The sequence below is a fragment of the Pseudomonas sp. RP-B7 genome (assembly GCF_059803535.1).
In genome coordinates this window covers 132,292-150,004 of the sequence record NZ_JAPFHC010000002.1, presented here as the reverse complement: position 1 = coordinate 150,004, position 17,713 = coordinate 132,292, and the positions used below count along the sequence as shown (strand labels likewise).

At 61.2% G+C, this 17,713-nt stretch carries 17 protein-coding genes; 7 read left to right on the top strand and 10 right to left on the bottom strand.

Going from position 1 to position 17,713, the window contains the following annotated elements; genetic code table 11:
* Nucleotides 1–86: 86 nt before the first annotated feature.
* Together OPU96_RS03480 and OPU96_RS03475 are read right to left on the bottom strand one after the other, a co-directional pair.
* A complete protein-coding gene (locus OPU96_RS03480; RefSeq protein ID WP_192297041.1) occupies nt 87–470 on the bottom strand; it encodes a YbaN family protein in 384 nt (127 codons plus the stop codon).
* A gap of 20 nt (nt 471–490) precedes the next feature.
* Entirely contained in the window at nt 491–1,078 is a 588-nt protein-coding gene (locus OPU96_RS03475; RefSeq protein ID WP_192297040.1) for a UPF0149 family protein, read from the bottom strand.
* A gap of 265 nt (nt 1,079–1,343) precedes the next feature.
* Here OPU96_RS03475 and recQ point away from each other — a divergent pair, with 265 nt between their 5' ends.
* Together recQ and OPU96_RS03465 are read left to right on the top strand one after the other, a co-directional pair.
* Complete coding sequence (gene recQ / locus OPU96_RS03470) at nt 1,344–3,470, top strand: DNA helicase RecQ (protein ID WP_192297039.1); 2,127 nt, start codon at nt 1,344–1,346, stop codon at nt 3,468–3,470.
* A gap of 121 nt (nt 3,471–3,591) precedes the next feature.
* Nucleotides 3,592–4,026 carry a MarR family transcriptional regulator gene (locus OPU96_RS03465; RefSeq protein WP_192297038.1) on the top strand — a complete coding sequence of 145 codons (435 nt, stop codon included), beginning with the start codon at nt 3,592–3,594 and terminating at the stop codon, nt 4,024–4,026.
* 137 nt (nt 4,027–4,163) lie between these two features.
* On the opposite strand, the gene OPU96_RS03460 is transcribed toward OPU96_RS03465, so the two are convergent.
* Entirely contained in the window at nt 4,164–6,353 is a 2,190-nt protein-coding gene (locus OPU96_RS03460; RefSeq protein ID WP_192297037.1) for a patatin-like phospholipase family protein, read from the bottom strand.
* A gap of 84 nt (nt 6,354–6,437) precedes the next feature.
* On the opposite strand from OPU96_RS03460, the gene OPU96_RS03455 reads away from it, so the two are divergent.
* The gene (locus OPU96_RS03455; RefSeq protein ID WP_498558650.1) at nt 6,438–6,725 is read left to right on the top strand and encodes an Rdx family protein; all 288 of its coding nucleotides are present in this window, start codon (nt 6,438–6,440) and stop codon (nt 6,723–6,725) included.
* A 33-nt stretch (nt 6,726–6,758) separates the two neighbouring features.
* Here OPU96_RS03455 and OPU96_RS03450 read toward each other — a convergent pair whose 3' ends face one another.
* The 3 genes from OPU96_RS03450 to OPU96_RS03440 form a co-directional block, all read right to left on the bottom strand.
* The gene (locus OPU96_RS03450) at nt 6,759–7,040 is read right to left on the bottom strand and encodes a hypothetical protein (protein ID WP_192297035.1); all 282 of its coding nucleotides are present in this window, start codon (nt 7,038–7,040) and stop codon (nt 6,759–6,761) included.
* A gap of 132 nt (nt 7,041–7,172) precedes the next feature.
* On the bottom strand, nt 7,173–8,057 hold the full coding sequence (locus OPU96_RS03445; RefSeq protein ID WP_192297034.1) for a DMT family transporter: 885 nt from the start codon (nt 8,055–8,057) through the stop codon (nt 7,173–7,175).
* Between the two features lie 98 nt (nt 8,058–8,155).
* Nucleotides 8,156–8,905 carry an AraC family transcriptional regulator gene (locus tag OPU96_RS03440; protein ID WP_192297033.1) on the bottom strand — a complete coding sequence of 250 codons (750 nt, stop codon included), beginning with the start codon at nt 8,903–8,905 and terminating at the stop codon, nt 8,156–8,158.
* A 137-nt stretch (nt 8,906–9,042) separates the two neighbouring features.
* On the opposite strand from OPU96_RS03440, the gene OPU96_RS03435 reads away from it, so the two are divergent.
* Complete coding sequence (locus tag OPU96_RS03435; protein ID WP_192297032.1) at nt 9,043–9,852, top strand: UDP-2,3-diacylglucosamine diphosphatase; 810 nt, start codon at nt 9,043–9,045, stop codon at nt 9,850–9,852.
* A 144-nt stretch (nt 9,853–9,996) separates the two neighbouring features.
* On the opposite strand, the gene OPU96_RS03430 is transcribed toward OPU96_RS03435, so the two are convergent.
* The 3 genes from OPU96_RS03430 to phhA all read right to left on the bottom strand — a co-directional run bounded on the left by OPU96_RS03430 (nt 9,997) and on the right by phhA (nt 12,437).
* Entirely contained in the window at nt 9,997–11,190 is a 1,194-nt protein-coding gene (locus OPU96_RS03430) for an amino acid aminotransferase (protein ID WP_192297031.1), read from the bottom strand.
* Nucleotides 11,190–11,546: a 4a-hydroxytetrahydrobiopterin dehydratase gene (locus OPU96_RS03425; RefSeq protein WP_017134918.1), complete on the bottom strand. Its 357-nt coding sequence runs from the start codon at nt 11,544–11,546 to the stop codon at nt 11,190–11,192. The genes OPU96_RS03430 and OPU96_RS03425 overlap by 1 nt, the downstream gene beginning before the upstream one ends.
* A 99-nt stretch (nt 11,547–11,645) precedes the next feature.
* Entirely contained in the window at nt 11,646–12,437 is a 792-nt protein-coding gene (phhA, locus tag OPU96_RS03420; protein ID WP_192297030.1) for a phenylalanine 4-monooxygenase, read from the bottom strand.
* A gap of 257 nt (nt 12,438–12,694) precedes the next feature.
* Between phhA and OPU96_RS03415 the strand changes: the two genes are divergently transcribed.
* Nucleotides 12,695–14,248, top strand: coding sequence for a sigma-54-dependent transcriptional regulator (locus OPU96_RS03415; protein ID WP_226454984.1), 1,554 nt, complete (start codon nt 12,695–12,697; stop codon nt 14,246–14,248).
* Nucleotides 14,249–14,319: 71 nt separating this feature from the next.
* On the opposite strand, the gene OPU96_RS03410 is transcribed toward OPU96_RS03415, so the two are convergent.
* A complete protein-coding gene (locus tag OPU96_RS03410; protein ID WP_498558649.1) occupies nt 14,320–15,486 on the bottom strand; it encodes a hypothetical protein in 1,167 nt (388 codons plus the stop codon).
* A gap of 600 nt (nt 15,487–16,086) precedes the next feature.
* On the opposite strand from OPU96_RS03410, the gene OPU96_RS03405 reads away from it, so the two are divergent.
* Both OPU96_RS03405 and flgG read left to right on the top strand, forming a co-directional pair.
* Entirely contained in the window at nt 16,087–16,827 is a 741-nt protein-coding gene (locus tag OPU96_RS03405) for a flagellar basal body rod protein FlgF (RefSeq protein WP_192297027.1), read from the top strand.
* A 62-nt stretch (nt 16,828–16,889) separates the two neighbouring features.
* Nucleotides 16,890–17,675, top strand: a complete 786-nt coding sequence (flgG, locus tag OPU96_RS03400) for a flagellar basal-body rod protein FlgG (RefSeq protein WP_498558648.1) — start codon at nt 16,890–16,892, stop codon at nt 17,673–17,675.
* The last annotated feature ends 38 nt before the right edge of the window (nt 17,676–17,713 follow it).

Sequence of the window (17,713 nt, the reverse complement as noted above, 5' to 3'; positions counted from 1 at the left end):
CAGGCCCGGTTGGACAGTCTCGCATGATGCATGGGGTTAGTCAGTGTCGACCAAGGTCGTGTGAGGGAGAATGTCGCAGGGCGTGTCTAGCGCGGCGGCAGGGTTTTCTGGCGCAGGATGTAGATCGACACCAGCACGGCACTGGTCAGCATGAAGCCGCGTGCCCACGGTAGAGGTACCAGATAGCAGGACAGGCCGATACTCAGCCACATCAAACCGATGGCGTAGACCTTGCCTTTGAGGGGGATGCCGTTGCCGTCCAGGTAATCGCGAATCCACGGGCCCAGGCGCGGGTGTTCCACCAGCCAGTGGTAGAAGCGCGGAGAGCTGCGGGCGAAGCAGGCGGCGGCGAGGAGCAGGAAGGGCGTGGTCGGCAACACCGGCAGGAAAATGCCAATCACCCCCAGCGCTACGCTCAGCCAGCCGATGGCCAGCAGCACGTAACGCAGGAGAGGCGAGCGATTGCCCATGGGTGTCACGGGCAAACGACTCAGTGGTGACGTGGCTTGAGGATCGCCGGTTTTTCGTCAGGGGCGTTGCACAGCAGGTACAGGGCGGTCAGGGCTTCCGGGATCTGTACGATCATGTCGTCCATCAGGTTGGCGTCGGAGGCGATGTCGGCGAACTCTGGCTGGTCGTCGAACAGGCCCGAACCGACCATGATCGGCAGCAGCATCTCGCTGACTTCTTCCTCGGCGGTTTCGAACCAGGCGGCTTCGCGCAGGAACACGCCTTCCATGAAGCCGATGCACCAGCCGCGCAAGTCGGAGTCGTCCGGCTCTTCGCCCAGGTCCAGGTCGCACGGCAGCTCGAACTCCTCGTCGGAGGCCAGTTGGCGACCGATGTGGGCTTTGAGGGCGATCAGGGTCGATTCGATTTCTTCGCGCTGGGCGGCGTCGGCGTAGTGCGGCTCTTCGGCGAACAGGGCGTCGATCCATTCACGATCAGGAACAGGCTCGGCACAGATGGACAGGGCGGTCAGGTAGCCGTGGGCGGCCACGTAGTCCAGCGCCTCGTCATGCAGCTCATCGGCGTCGAGGAAGGCTTGCAGGCGGGTTAGTTGCTCAGCGAAGGACATTGAAGGACTACCTTGGGAATAAACGATGCTGAATTCTAGGCTTTCTTGAGCGCCCAGGCCAGCCGCATGGCAGATTAGATCGCCGCCGCTATTCGTCAGCCGCGCCCTTTGCCGGGTGTCGCTCGGGTATACTGCCGCGTTTTGTGATGCCCTTGCAGGCCAAGCGCCAACCCGCGAAAACTTCGCTTACGGATTATTTCCCGTGAGGACGGATTTTTTCGGCCAGCCTGTACAGAGGGATTTCGGCGATATTTTGGAGTTTTACATGCTCGAGCAGGCTCAACGCGTCCTCAAGGACATCTTCGGCTACGACAGTTTTCGTGGCCGCCAGGGTGCGATCATTGAGCGCGTGGCCAGTGGCGGTGATGCCCTGGTACTGATGCCTACCGGCGGCGGCAAGTCGTTGTGCTTCCAGGTGCCGGCGCTGTTGCGCAACGGGCTGGCGGTGGTGGTGTCGCCGCTGATCGCGTTGATGGACGACCAGGTTGCGACCCTCGAAGAACTGGGCGTCGCCGCAGCGTCCTTGAACTCCACCCTCAGCGCCGAACAGCAGCGCGACCTGGCCGCGCGGATCAAGCGCGGCGAGGTGAAGATGCTCTATCTGGCGCCCGAGCGCCTGGTACAGCCGCGCATGCTGGCGTTCCTGCAGAGCCTGGAAATCGCCCTGTTCGCCATCGATGAAGCCCACTGCGTATCGCAATGGGGCCACGATTTCCGGCGCGAATACCTGCAACTGGGCCAGTTGGCCGAGCTGTTTCCCGATGTGCCGCGTATCGCCCTGACCGCCACTGCCGACAAACGGACCCGCGAAGAAATCGTCGAGCGCCTGCATTTGCAGAACGCCGAGCGTTTCCTGTCGAGCTTCGACCGCCCGAATATTTTCTACCGCATCGTGCCCAAGGAGCAGCCGCGCAAGCAGCTGCTCGCGTTCCTCTCCGAGCGGCGCAGCGATGCGGGCATCGTCTATTGCCTGTCGCGCAAGAAGGTCGATGAAGTCGCGGCGTTCCTCTGCGAGCAGGGCTACCCGGCGTTGCCGTACCACGCAGGCCTGCCCAACGAAACGCGTTCGGCGCACCAGAAGCGCTTCCTCAACGAGGAAGGCCTGATCATGGTCGCCACCATTGCGTTTGGCATGGGGATCGACAAATCCAACGTGCGCTTTGTGGCGCACATGGACCTGCCCAAGTCCCTTGAGGCGTACTACCAGGAAACCGGCCGTGCGGGCCGTGACGGCCTGCCGGCGGATGCGTGGATGGTCTACGGCCTGCAAGACGTGGTGATGCTCAAGCAGATGCTGCAAAACTCCGAAGGCGACGAGCGTCACAAGCGCCTGGAACAGCACAAGCTCGACGCCATGCTCTCGCTGTGTGAAGAAACCCGCTGCCGCCGCCAGACGTTGCTCGCCTATTTCGACGAAGACATGCCCGAGCCCTGTGGCCATTGTGACAACTGCACCGATGGCGTGCAGACCTGGGATGCCACCGAGCCGGCACGCCAGGGCTTGTCCGCCATCTATCGCACCGGCCAGCGTTATGGCGTTGGCCATTTGGTGGATGTACTGCTGGGCAAGGACAACGAAAAGGTCCGCAGCTTCGGTCATGAAAAACTCTCGGTCTATGGCGTTGGCAAGGCCCGCGCCGAAGGGGAGTGGCGCTCGCTGTTCCGGCAGATGGTCGCGCGTGGCCTGGTGGACATCGACATCGAGGGCTATGGCGGCCTGCGCTTGAATGACAGTTGCCGGCCGCTGCTCAAGGGCGAAGTCAGCCTTGAATTACGCCGCGACCTCAAGCCGCAAACCACTGCGAAGACCAGCACCAGCCAGGCCAGCCAACTGGTGCGTGGCGAAGAGCGTGAACAGTGGGAAGCCTTGCGCACCCTGCGGCGCAAATTGGCCCAGGAACACAGCGTGCCGCCGTACGTCATCTTCCCCGACTCCACCTTGCTGGAGATGCTGCGCGAGCAGCCGACAACGATGGCGCAAATGGCCCGGGTCAGTGGCGTGGGTGCGCGCAAGCTGGAGCGTTATGGGCAGGCGTTCCTCGAAGTGCTCGGTGGCCAGGCCGAAGCGCCGAAGGAAGTCGCGGATATTCGCCACGAACTGATCAGCCTGGCGCGCGCCGGCATGACGCCGATCCAGATCGCTGGCCAGTTGCAATGTTCGGAGAAGAACGTCTACACCCTTTTGGCGGAGTCCATTGGCGCCCAGCAGCTGTCGCTGGAACAGGCACTTGATCTGCCGGAGGATCTGCTCGGCGAAATCCAGGACGCGTTCCTTGACGGAGAGGGCGAATTGCCACCTGTGGCGGAGATCGCGCCGTTGTTCACCGGGCGTGTGCCTGAAGGGGTTTTGTACTGCGTACGTGCCGCATTGCAGTCTGAATTCGAAATTTAGTGTGCCAATTACGACAATGTAACGAATCAGTACATAGCACCTCTTGCCTGTTGGCAGGGCTCATGCTTAGCTGACTAATAATTAGCCACACTTTATTTTCAGTCTAAACCATGAGTTTTTTATGCCGTTAACCGATCAACACCGCTTTGGCATGCAGTTGGCGCAAATGTCCCGAGGTTGGCGCGCCGAACTGGATCGCCGTCTGGCGGGGCTGGGGTTGTCCCAGGCACGCTGGCTGGTGCTGTTGCACCTGGCCCGGTTCGAAGAAGCCCCTACCCAGCGTGAGCTCGCACAAAGTGTCGGCGTAGAAGGGCCAACTTTGGCCAGGCTGCTCGACAGCCTGGAAAGCCAAGGCCTGGTGCAACGCCAGGCTGTGGTCGAAGACCGCCGTGCCAAGCGTATCCTGCTGTGTGATACCGCGCGCCCGTTGATCGACCAGATCGAGACAATTGCCACTCAATTGCGCCGTGAGCTGTTTGTAGGTGTGGATGAAGAGGATATGCGCGTGTGCATGCGGGTGCACGGGCACATCCTGGCGAACCTGGAAAAGTCCTGATTTCGGATACGACTAATTGATCAAACTGTGGGAGCGGGCTTGCTCGCGAATGTGGTGTGTCAGTCAACAGGTTCATTGGCTGAGCCACCGCTTTCGCGGGCAAGCCCGCTCCCACATTTGGTTTTGTGTTCGGCTTTCTAGAAGGTTTGGCCCAGGTTCAGGTACACCGCCTTCTGATTGTCATCATTGAACCCATAGCTGAAATTCAGCGGCCCCAACGGCGTATCGAAGCCCAGGAAAACGCTCGCCGCGTTGATATACCCACTGTCGAACTCGTTGTCGTTGTTCCACGCCCGCCCGCGTTCCACTGACGCACCCAGGTACAGTGGGAAATCCAGCGGCAAGTACGAGCGCGGCGTCAGCCGGCGGTAATACACCGCGCGCATCAGGCTGATGTTCTGTCCCGAGATGGCATCCTCGCGAAACCCCGACAACTGTCGCGCGCCACCCAGCAGGAAGCTGGAAATCACCACGTCGGATTTATCCAGCGTACGCCCGTAGCGCCCGCCCAGGATCAGGGTGTCCGGGCCGCTGCTCATGGCCTTGTCCAGCTTGAATTCCCACTGGCGGTAGCGCTGGTCCGAGCCGAGCCCCGGTTCGAATTCCCGGTAGGCCAGGCCGATGTCTTCGCCGGTATGGGGGAAGTACACGTTATCCAGGGAGTCGAAGGAGTACTTCAGCTCATAGAAGCCTTCGCTGAAGCTCACGCTCGGCAGGTCGCGGTCGCCGATGCGCACATCCGCCTTGCCCCAGGCTTCGCCGACGCCAAAGCGGATTTCGCCGCTGTTGCCGATCTGGCGCCCCAGGTTCAAGCCAAAGCCGTAGCGTTCCAGGCGGTATTCGGAGATAGGGTCGTTATCGAGGATCAGTTCCACGTTCTGCGCCTGGGCGCTGATATAAGGCGCGACGAAGTAGCGTGAGCCGGTATCCAGTGGCTGGTAGAACTCGCTGTACAGCTCCTGGCGATCACCGATCTGCACGCGCGTCAGCCATTCGGCGCCGAGGCGGTTGATGCCGTTCATGCGGTAGCTGGCGCCGAGGTTGAAGGCACTGTCGCCGCGCATGTCGTCCGACAGGTTCAGGCCCAGGCGCAGGTAGTCGGTGCCGGCGCGCTTGCCCCGTGCGCTGATGACCAAGGTGTTGTCCTGGCCCTTTTTCACCACGCGATATTGCACTTGCTCGAAGTAATCCAGGCCGTACAAGGTGCCCATGTCGGTTTGCAGGCGCCCCAGGTTGAGCGGTTCGCCCAAGGGTTGGCGAATGTAGTAGCGGATGACGTCGTCGCTGACCTTGGAGTCGTTTTCCACGTTGATCGCGGTAATCACTGGCGTGCGCTCGCCCGGCGTGCGTGCAGCGATCAATTGCGCGTCGATGGGGGCGGCGGGACGCAGGTGCGCCAGGCGTAAGTCGAGGGCGCGGGTGGCGCGGTAGCCGGCGTCGATCATGTCCTTGGCGCGGCCGAAGTCGGTCACGCCGTAGGCGGCCAGGGGCGGCTGGATCAGCACGTCCTTGGGGTGCAGGTCCTTGAGCTGTTCTTCGGAATTACGCCGGGTCATCAGGGTGATGGATTGGTTGAGTACGTCCACCACCGTTGCCAGTTGTTTGCGCGAACGTAGCGGGGTGCCGATGTCCACCACGATGGCGATATCCACGCCCATCTCCCGCGCCACATCCAGCGGGATATTGTCGGTCATGCCGCCGTCCACCAGCAGTCGGCCGTCCAGTTCCACCGGGGCGAACACCGCCGGGATCGACATGCTGGCGCGGATCACCTGGGGCAGATGGCCCTTGCGAAATACCACCTTTTCCCCGGTGGTGATGTCGGTGGCTACGGCACGAAACGGGATCGGCAGCTTGTCGAAATTTCGCGTGTTGCTGGCGTGGGCGAACATGCTTTCCAGCAGCAACGCCAGGTTCTGGCCCTGGATCACACCCAGTGGCAAGCCCAGGCTGCCGTCGTCGCGAAAGCTGAGTTTCTGTTTGATCAGGAAATCGCGGTCATCCTGCTTGCGCCGGAACGGCACGTCTTCCCGTGGCGGCGCGTCGGACAGGGCCTGTTGCCAGTCGATGCTCAGCGCGAGCTTTTCCAGTTCGTCGATCTTGTAGCCGGAGGCGTACAGCCCGCCGATCACAGCGCCCATGCTGGTGCCGGCAATGGCATCGATCTGGATGCCCTGTTCTTCCAGGGCCTTGAGCACGCCGATATGCGACAAGCCTCGGGCGGCGCCGCCGGAGAGCACCAGGCCGATTTTCGGGCGTGGGCTTTCAACGGCTTGGGCGAGGAGGGGGAGCAGGCACAGCAGTAGGCAGGACAACAGGCGGCGCATCGTGAATCTCGGGGCTGGGCGATAAAGGCCGGTATTATAGCCACCCGAACCCCCGAGCCCGTTACGCCAGGAGCCTGTCAAAAAATGTCCACGTGCAAACCCGAGATCGTCATCACCTATTGCACCCAATGCCAGTGGCTGTTGCGCGCCGCGTGGCTGGCCCAGGAACTGTTGAGCACCTTCGCCGATGACTTGGGCAGGGTGGCGCTGGAGCCGGCCACAGGTGGCGCATTTCGCATCACCTGCGACGGCGTGCAGATCTGGGAGCGCAAGCTTGATGGCGGTTTCCCCGAAGCCAAGGTACTCAAGCAGCGCGTGCGCGACAGGATCGACCCGCAACGCGACCTCGGGCACAACGACCGCACGCCGTAAAGGCCGCCGCCCCAGAGGGCGGTGGCCGGGCACCTATTTGGCGTCGAGCTTTTGCTTGATGAAGCCGATGACCCACGTCAGCACCAACCCGCCGACGCCACCGCCGACGATATTGCTGCCGACCGCTGCCACATCCAGTGCTTCGGTGCCGGCGGTGCCGGTCAGTGCCGAAACAATCTGGCCCAGTACCAATCCGCCGATACCGCCGAGAAAGGTGTTGAGCCCGGTCCCCATACTTTGTTTGGTCATGCCGGCGATGTTGCCACCGACTGCGCCGCTGATGATTTGAACCAACAAGTTGATGAGCATTTCCATGGTAAAGCTCCTGCATCGCGTTAATGGGGTGACCACTCGCTTGCAGCAACTTCGGAAAACACCAGGGCTGTCATCGAGCTGTCGGGTACCCGTTGAACGACTACTGGCTGTTGCGGATGTTTAAAGTATAGATCAGGCCGTTGTCGCGGGTTGTTTGGCCTGGCTCGCACTGCCCATCAGCCCCGACAGCACAATGGCGACGATGATCAGCAGGCCACCGAGCAACATGCGTAAGGTCGGGGTTTCGGCGAACAGCAGCCAGGCCACGGTGATGCCATAGACCGGTTCCATGGCGAACACCACCGACGCGGTGCGCGCCTTGATCACCGCGAGGCTGGCGACAAACAGGCTGTGGGCCAGGCCGGTGCAGAACACCCCGAGCAGGCCGATCCACAGCCAATCAATGCCCCGCACGTCCGCCAGACCAGGCGCCGCCACGGGCAAGAGCAGGGCGGCGACCACCACGTTCTGGCACAGCGCCGCCTGCACCGCTGGAATCCGTCCGGAGCTGGCGCGGTTGTTCAGCGACAGCAGGGAAAACAGCAGCCCCGACGCGATGCCCCAGAGCAAGCCGCCGGTGGCCGCGCTGGCGAGGTTGAAGTCTGGCGTGACCAACACCAGGCCGATGCTGACCAGCACCACCAGCAGCACTTCGTTGGCGCGGATGCGTTCGCGGAAGATCAGCCCTTCGAGGATCACGGTAAACGCCGGGAACGCGGTAAAGCCCAGCGTGGCAACGGCCACGCCGGCGACCTTGACCGCCATGAAGAACGTCACCCAATGCGCCGCCAGCAATACGCCGCTGACCAGCAGCCGGCGCCAGTCGCGGCTTTCCAGGTGTTTCCAGGGGGCATTGCTGGCGAAACGCGCGAACACCGCCAGGGCCAGCACGGCGAACGCGGCGCGACCAAACACGATAATGGCCGGCGACGCCGCCGCCAGCTTGCCGAATACGCCGGTGAGGCCAAACATCAATGCGCCGATATGCAGAGCGCCAAGGGCTGAACGGGGAGTCATTGCGATCCTTGAAACAACGAGGTGACAGAAGCCCAGTCTAGGGGGTTGCAGGCGTGGGTGTCTGTCGTACGACTCGCGATTTTTAGCGCAGGACTCTTCTACGCTGAACGTCGCAGCGCGCCTGGCGAAGCGCCAAACTCGCGCAGCATCGCGGCGGCAAACGCGCTTTGCGAGCTGTAGCCGACTCGCTCGGCGATTTCGCCGATGGGCAGCGGGGTACTTCGCAGCAAACCGAGGGCCAGTTGCAGGCGTCGGCTGCGGATGTAGTCCATGGGCGTCTGCCCGCATTCAGCCACGAACCGCGCATGCAGGCGCGGCACCGACAGGTCGGCGATGCGTGCGAGGTCGGCGACCTGCAAGGGATGGGCGACATGGCGTTCGATGTGCGCATTGAACGCGGCATACGGCAGGCGCTTGCCCGCCAGCGGCTGCTCCTGGGGATGATTGAGACTGGCCAGCAGCAACACCGCGCCTTGCTGCACGATCAGCGGGTCGTCCACCGGACTGCGGGCCAGCCATTGCACCAGTTGGTGTTGGCGGGCGTCCAAGGCCAGGCGCGCCGGTTGATCGAGCAGGCGGCGGCTGGCGTCGGCGTGCTCGCCCAAGGATTGCAGCACCCAGTGCTCGGTGGGCACGTCCAGCACCAGGCAGCGGCTGCCGTCGCGGCTGTCGCAGGCGTGGTGGGCGTCGTAGGGCAGCACCATCACGCTGCTTTCCCGCACCTGGCTGCCACGGCCATCGACCTCGAAATCCAGGTGCCCGGACAGGCCGAACACCAGTTGCGCATGCTCGTGGCTGTGGGCAATCGGGGCGGTGGTGTAATGGCGTAGCGTGAGGATCGGTCTCATCGCGGTCTCCTGGGGCAGGCTGTCGCAGTCTACAACGCTTCGCGTCTTGCGGGCGCTGTCATCAGACTGACGCACAGTTGTCATGGGCTATTAATCGCCCTGGCGCAAGCTCGCGAAAACACCGTCGAGGGACACCCATGACCAGTGCCGAGTTGATCAAGCCCAGCCGCAAGCAACGGGTGCGTACCCTGTGGATTTCCGACGTGCACCTGGGCACCCGGGATTGCCAGGCCGAACATCTGTCGCAATTCCTCAAGGGCTACCAGGCCGACAAAATCTATCTGGTGGGCGACATTATCGATGGCTGGAAACTGCGCGGCGGCATGTATTGGCCCCAGGCTCACACCAATGTGATCCGTCGCCTGCTGACCATGGCCAAGCGTGGCACTGAAGTGATCTACGTCACCGGCAACCATGACGAATTCCTGCGCCGTTATTCGAAGCTGATCCTGGGCAATATCCAGTTGGTCGACGAAGCGGTGCACGTGACGGCCGACGGTCGCCATCTGCTGGTGATCCACGGTGACCAGTTTGACGTGATCACCCGTTATCACCGCTGGCTGGCGTTCCTTGGCGATTCGGCCTACGAATTCACCCTCACGCTGAACCGCTGGCTCAATCACTGGCGCGCGCGGTATGGCTACGGTTACTGGTCGCTGTCGGCGTATCTGAAGCACAAGGTGAAGACGGCCGTGAACTTCATCAGCGATTTCGAAGAAGCCATCGCCCATGAGGTCACCAAGCGTGAGCTGCACGGGGTGGTGTGCGGGCATATCCACCATGCGGAGATTCGCAAGGTGGGCGAGGTGGACTACCTCAATTGCGGGGATTGGGTGGAGTCGTGCACGGCGCTGATCGAGCACTGGGATGGGCAGATCGAGTTGTATCGGTTGGCGGATGCGCAGGCCAAAGAGGCGCAGCTCAAGGCCGAAATGGTTGCTGGCTGAGAGGTTGTCCTCGGTCCAAATGTGGGAGCTGGCTTGCCTGCGATAGCTGTCTATCAGTGAAAAATGTGGGGCTGACACACCGCTATCGCAGGCAAGCCAGCTCCCACACAAGCCAGCCCCCACACAGGCCAGCTCTGGGTTTTGTCAGTTGGAAACGTCGGCGATCGCTTTGGCAAGCAGCGCCAACCGCGTCGCATCAATCCCGGCAACGTTGGCCCGCCCCGAATTGACCATATACACGCTGTGCTTCTCGCGCAGCTGTTTGACCTGCTCGGCACTCAAACCGGTGTAGGAAAACATCCCGCGCTGCGCACCAATATGAGCAAAACGCTCGGCCAGACCGTGGGGGGCCAAGGCCTCGACCAAACCGGAGCGCAGGTGCGCGATCCGTGAACGCATGGCTTCGACTTCTTCGCTCCACTGCTGTTTCAGGCCAGCATCACCGAGGATGGTCGCGACCACCGCGGCGCCGTGATCCGGCGGTGTCGACCACAGGTTGCGCGCGATATTCGCCAGTTGGCTGCGCACATCCGTCAGCTTTTCGGCATCCGCCGCGCACACGATCAGCGCGCCGACACGGTCGCTGTACAGGCCGAAGTTCTTCGAGCAGGAACTGGTGATCAACACTTCCGGCAGCTCGGCGGCAAACAACCGCACCGCCCAGGCGTCTTGCTCCAGGCCATCGCCAAAGCCCTGGTAGGCGAAGTCGATCAAGGGCAGTAACCGGCGTTCGCGCACGATCTGCAACACCTGGCGCCAGTCATCCTGGGACAGGTCGAACCCCGTCGGGTTATGGCAGCACGCGTGCAGCAGCACCACATCACCGTGGGGGATGGTGGCGAGGGTCGCGAGCATCGCTGCCACATCCAGGCGATTGTCCGCGCCCACGTAGGGGTAGTGGCTGACCTTGAGCCCGGCCTTGGCGAAGATGCTTTCGTGGATCGGCCAAGTCGGGTTGCTCAGCCATACGCCACGGCCGGGCAGGCTGTGGGCGATGAAGTCGGCGCTCAGGCGCAGGGCACCGGTGCCGCCCGGGGTCTGGGTAGCGCCGGCGCGGCGGGCGTGGATCAGCGTGGAGTCGCTGCCGAGCACCAGTTGGCTGATCAACGTGCCGAAGGCGGCATTGCCGTGGCCGCCGATGTAGGTCTTGGTGGTTTGCGTGTCCACCAGGCGCTGTTCGGCGAGTTTTACCGAGTGGGGAATCGGCGTCAGGCCCTGGTCGTCTTTATACACACCAACGCCGAGGTCGAATTTGTGCGGGTTGCTGTCCTGGGCATACAGGTCCATCAGCCCGAGGATCGGGTCGCCGGGCACGCGGTCAATCGCATCAAAATGCATTACTTGCGGCCCTCGGCGTCCTTGGCCACTTCGTCGGTGCGCGCGGCCATGATGAAGTCGTTGCGGTGTAGGCCCTTGATGGAGTGGCTCCACCAGGTCACGGTGACTTTGCCCCACTCGGTGAGCAGGCCTGGGTGGTGGCCTTCGGCTTCCGATATTTCACCCATGGCGTTGGTGAAGGCCAGGGCGAATTTGAAGTTCTTGAACAGGAAGACCTTTTCCAACTGCATCACGCCGTCGCGCACTTCGATATTCCAGTCGGGGATCTGCTTGATCAGAACCGGCAGTTCTTCGTCGCTGACTTGCGGGGCGTCGGCGCGGCAGGCTTCGCAGTGGGCTTGGTTCAAGGTGGTCATGTGAAAGTGTCCTGAATTCGAGTATTTGAAGGTCAGTGGCGTCACCCTAAAGCAACGCGGGGCCAGGGAACAGACTCACCTGGCGCAAAAAACCGAGGTTTAGGCGGCTTTGGGTTTGGGCGGGAACTTGGGCGCGTGCAGACCCAGCTGCATGCCGCGCTCGACCATGCCCATGATGTCCTCCTGCGCGACTTCGAACAGACGCTTGAGCTCGGGCAATACGAAGTACAGCGGTTGCAGGATGTCGATGCGATACGGCGTGCGCATCGCTTCCAGCGGATCGAAGGCTTGGTGCTCGGGTTCGGACGACAGGCTGTACACCGTCTCCTTGGGCGACGACAAAATGCCGCCACCGTAGATGCGCAGGCCGGCGGGCGTATCGACCAGGCCGAACTCGATGGTCATCCAGTACAGCCGCGCCAGGTACACCCGTTGCTCCTTGGTGGCCGCGAGGCCGAGCTTGCCATAGGTGTGGGTGAATTCGGCGAACCAGGGGTTGGTCAGCAGCGGGCAGTGGCCGAAGATCTCGTGGAAAATATCCGGTTCTTGCAGGTAGTCCAGCTCTTCACGGGTACGGATGAACGTCGCTACCGGAAACTGTTTGCTGGCGAGCAATTCGAAGAAGGTCTGGAAGGGGATCAGTGCCGGCACGCGGGCGACTTGCCAGCCGGTGGTCTCGGCCAGCACTTTGTTGACCTCGCCCAACTGCGGGATACGGTCCAGGGGCAGGCCGAGCTTGTCGATGCCGTCCAGGTATTCCTGGCAGGCGCGACCCTCGATCACTTTCAACTGGCGCGTGATCAGGGTGTTCCACACCGCGTGTTCTTCCGGCGGGTAGTGGATAAAACCTTGCGCATCGGGCTCGCGGGCCACGTACTGCGTCTGCTTCATACGGCTCTCCTGCTAGGCATTCGTTCTTGTTATGTCCTGCTGTGCCTCTATTGATAACCCGGCGTGGGCAAGAATCCATCCGCCTCTGACGACGGTGTGTAGGAAAATACGCTGGTTTTCGTAAAGTAATCGTTACGCTTGTGGCATCTTGCGCTGCATTGGGCTGGGAAAAGCTCACAAGCTGTCACATAATCTTGACGACTATCTGCGCCCAGCGACAAAAAGACGCGGCGCCTCCCCACCTTTCGGGTCTTTTCATGCGTATCAAAGTGCACTGCCAGAACCGCATCGGCATCCTGCGGGACATCCTCAACCTGCTGGTGGAGTACGGCGTCAACGTCGCCAAAGGCGAGGTGGGCGGTGAGCATGGCAACGCCATCTATCTGTTCTGCCCGAACCTGGTGAACATGCAGTTCCAGGCATTGCGCCCGCAATTCGAGGCGATTGCCGGGGTGTTTGGTGTGAAAAGGGTAGGGCTGATGCCCAGCGAACGTCGGCATATGGAGCTCAATGCGCTGCTTGGCGCCCTGGAGTTCCCGGTGCTGTCCATCGACATGGGCGGCTCCATCGTCGCCGCCAACCGCGCCGCGGCGCAGTTGCTGGGCGTGCGGGTGGATGAGGTGCCGGGCATTCCGCTGTCGCGCTACGCCGAGGATTTCGATTTGCCGGAGCTGGTGCGCGCGAGCAAATCGCGGATCAACGGGCTGCGGGTCAAGGTCAAGGGCGACGTGTTTCTGGCGGACATCGCGCCGCTGCAATCTTCCGAGCACGATGACAGCGAAGCCATGGCCGGTGCCGTGTTGACCCTGCACCGAGCCGATCGGGTCGGTGAGCGCATCTATAACGTACGCAAGCAGGAGCTGCGCGGTTTCGACAGCATCTTCCAAAGCTCCAAGGTCATGGCCGCCGTGGTCCGCGAGGCCCGGCGCATGGCACCGCTGGATGCGCCGCTATTAATAGAAGGCGAAACCGGCACCGGCAAGGAATTGCTCGCGCGTGCCTGCCACCTGGCCAGCCCGCGTGGGCAGTCGCCGTTGATGGCCCTCAACTGCGCGGGTTTGCCGGAGTCGATGGCCGAGACCGAATTGTTCGGTTACGGCCCAGGTGCATTTGAAGGCGCACGGGCTGAAGGCAAGCTGGGGCTGCTGGAGCTGACGGCGGGGGGGACGTTGTTTCTCGATGGTGTCGGGGAAATGAGTGCGCGCTTGCAGGTGAAGTTGCTGCGCTTCCTGCAGGACGGTTGCTTCCGGCGTGTGGGCAGTGATGAAGAGGTCTACTTGGATGTGCGGGTGATCTGCGCGACTCAAGTGGACTTGTCGGAACTCTGCGCCCGTGGTGAGTTCCGCCAGGACCTTTACCACCGGCTCAACGTGCTGTCGCTGCATATCCCGCCGCTGCGCGAATGCCTGGATGGCTTGGCACCATTGGTTGATCACTTCCTTGACCAGGCCAGCCGCCAGATTGGTTGCCCGCTGCCCAAGCTGGCGCCGGCGGCCATGGAGCGCCTCAGCCATTACCACTGGCCGGGCAACGTGCGGCAGCTGGAAAACGTGCTGTTCCAGGCGGTGTCGTTGTGCGAGGGCGGTACAGTGAAGGTTGAGCATATTCGGTTGCCGGACTATGGGGTGCGTCAACCCCTTGGCGATTTTTCCCTGGAGGGTGGGTTGGAAGAGATTGTCGGACGGTTCGAGAAGGCGGTGCTGGAGGCGCTGTACGCAGAACACCCCAGCAGCCGGCAGTTAGGTAAACGGCTAGGGGTTTCGCATACCACGATTGCCAATAAGTTGCGGGACCATCATGTGACCAAGTAACGGTTCCATAGGGTTGCGCGCTGAACACTACGCAAGGTGCGCAGTGTTCAAATTAGCGTGCGTGAGCGGTATCAGTGTGAGCGCTCATCTACAGAACCAATGGGCACGTAGTTGTCTCGATTGCCTTTTTCTTCCCATACGAGCAGGGAGGTATCATTTCCCATGTAATCGGGGAGTGAGACCAGTGAATAGTTTTTACCTTGCGTCAGTAGGTCCATGCTCTTCTTTATTTCTGGTGAAAGTTTGCCATGTACGCCTTTTTTTAAGTCGTCTGAAGTTACACCAAGATTGATGGAGTTTGCGTTGGTTTTAATTATGTTTGGCAAGTCCCATATTGGGTGTCCGATGTTTTTCCTGGAAGCGTCGTCGTTCAGCGGTTGGGTCAAGGTGGGCTTGTTCTCGTCAGTGGGTATCCAGGCGGACTCCAAACCTTTTTCGCTACTTAGAATGACCAGTCGGTAGTTTTGACCTTCGTCCAGTTTTTCAAGCTCCTTCCTTGCGTTTGGTGGGAGCGTTCCATACTTGCCGGCTCGGATGTCATCGGACGTAATACCGTGGTCGAACTCTGTTTTTCGATTGGGTATACGGTCGAGTAATTGACCTATTGCCTCAATGGTCCGGGTGGTTTGAGATGTGTCGAGGGCAGGGCGAACGTCCGGGTCGCGACGAGAGTCGGGCAGTCGACGGTCGGGTTTGTAGTCCCGGTCATGGCGGGTATCGGGCAGTCGACGGTCGGGGTGGCAGTCCCGGTCATGGCGGGTATCGGGCAGTCGACGGTCGGGGTGGTAGTCCCGGTCATGGCGGGTTTCGGGCAGTCGACGGTCGGGGTGGTAGTCCCGGTCATGACGGGTTTCGGGTAGTCGACGATGGGGGTGGTAGTCCCGGTCATGGCGGGTATCGGGCAGTCGACGGTCGGGGTGGTAGTCCCGGTCATGACGGGTTTCGGGCAGTCGACGATGGGGGTGGTAGTCCCGGTCATGGCGGGTTTCGGGCAGTCGACGGTCGAAACGGTGGTCCCAGTCACGATGGGTGTCGGGGAGTCTACGGTCGTGGCGGTACCCGCGATCCGGTCCGAACTCCGGAAAGTCTCCGTTTGCGTTATGGTCGCGATCGCAGCGGTGGTAATGGGGTTCGGTATACGTGCGGTAAGTATCGCGTCGGTCGTAGTGACTGTCGTGGTTGTTTGGGAAGTAAGGCTCCCTGAAATAGATTGAAGGGTTGTCGTTAACTCTAAACATGTTTGTGGGCCTTGTATAAGAGGATAAGTGTGTATTGCGGAGTGACTTGGGTGTTGTAAGTGGTCGCCGCCGGTTAGGCGGTGGGAGGAAGTTACGCCGGGTGGAAAAGTGCGGCAAGGGAGCTTTTTTGAGGAAATGTAATTATGTGCCGGTCGCGATTGGAAAATAGTGCGCCTTATCAGCGCGTCGTGGAATGCAAGTTAAAACACATGCCTTAACTAATTGTGCGAGTGTGTGGAGGTGGCGGTTTTCGCAGTGCGTGTGATTTTTGAAATAATAAATAGAGAGGGCCTGAGATTTATATCAATAAGTCTCGGTTGTGTTGCATTAGTCAAGTCAACTTTGCGGGATGCGCGGGCTTGGTTTGTGCTGGGGCGGCGAGATCTTTTGAGGGGGATGGTCCTTGGCGCCGGTGTTTGCCGTTAGCGGCATAACTCCGCCGTTTTTTCGACTCATCTGTTGGGCGCGACGCTTGAGGAAAATCCTGAACCCCCTGTGTTCATTGGCTTTTTACGCCATTTTGAAAGTTGGTTCGCAAATTGCTTATCCCTTATCAGTACAGCGGTGGGCGGCAAGCGTCCGTCAGAAAGAGGATAGAGCGTGGACAAGTACCTTTATGTGGCAATGACCGGCGCCAGCCAGAATGCTCTGGCGCAGAAGGCCCATGCCAACAACCTGGCGAACATTTCCACCAATGGTTTCCAACGCGACCTGGAACAGGCGCGTTCGATGCCGGTGTTTGGTGACAGCTTTCCGGCGCGGGCGTTTGCCCTGACCGAACGCCCGGCCACCGACTTCACCCCTGGCGCGATGATCGAAACCGGCCGTGACCTTGACGTGGCCGTCAGCGGCGACGGCTGGATGGCCGTGCAAACCCCTGACGGCAGCGAGGCCTACGTGCGCAGCGCAAGCATGAACGTCGATGCGTTGGGCGTGCTGCGTGCCGGCAACGGCATGCCGATCATGGGCAACGGTGGCCCGATTGCGGTGCCACCCCAGCAGAAAATCGAAGTGGGCGCCGACGGCACCATCAGCATCCGCGCCATGGGCGAAGGCCCGCGCGTCATGGCTGAAGTGGACCGGATCAAGCTGGTCCAGCCTGACCTGAAGAATATGACCAAAGGCCTCGACGGCACCATCCACACCAAGGATGGCCAGCCGGCCCAGGCCGATGCGGGCGTCAAGCTGACCTCGGGCTTCTTGCAGGCCAGCAACGTCAATGCGGTGGAAGAAATGACCGCAGTGCTCGCGCTTTCCAAGCAGTTCGAGCTGCACATCAAGATGATGAACAGCGCCAAAGAAGACGACCAGGCCATGACTCGCGTCATGCAGATGAGCTGATTGCAGCCCACTAATTAATTTGCCACGCCGCGCCAACAAACAGGCGCACAGAGGAGAACAGCATGCTTCCGGCTCTATGGGTTGCCAAAACCGGTCTGTCCGCCCAGGACACCAACCTGACCACCATCTCCAACAACCTGGCGAACGTGTCGACCACGGGTTTCAAGCGTGACCGCGCCGAGTTCCAGGACCTGCTCTACCAGATCAAGAAGCAGCCGGGCTCCCAGTCGACCCAGGACAGCGAACTGCCATCGGGCCTGCAACTGGGTACCGGTGTGCAGATCGTCGGCACGCAGAAGAACTTCAGTGCCGGTAACCTGCAACAGACCGGCCAGCCGCTGGACATGGCGATCAACGGCCGTGGTTTCTTCCAGATCCTGCAACCGGATGGCACTACCTCCTACACCCGCGACGGTACTTTCCACCTGGATTCCAACGGCCAGATCGTGACCGCCAACGGTTTCGCCCTGGAGCCTGCGGTTGTCGTGCCAGCAGATGCCAAGACCTTCACCGTCGGCAACGACGGCACCGTGTCGATCACCGTAGCCGGCAACCCGGCGTCGCAAGTGATCGGCAACCTGCAAACCGCCGACTTCATCAACCCGGCCGGTCTGCAAGCCATGGGCAACAACCTGTTCCTCGAAACCGCCTCCAGCGGCGCGCCGCAAATCGGCACCCCTGGCCTGAACGGTTTCGGCACCACGCTGCAAAGCACCCTGGAAACCTCCAACGTGAGCACGGTTGAGGAGATGGTCAACATGATCACCACCCAGCGCGCCTACGAGATGAACTCCAAGGTGATTTCCACCGCCGACCAGATGCTCTCGTTTGTCACGCAGAATCTGTAATCAAGTCTATGGGGCGCTCTTGAGGGCGCCTGCAACAC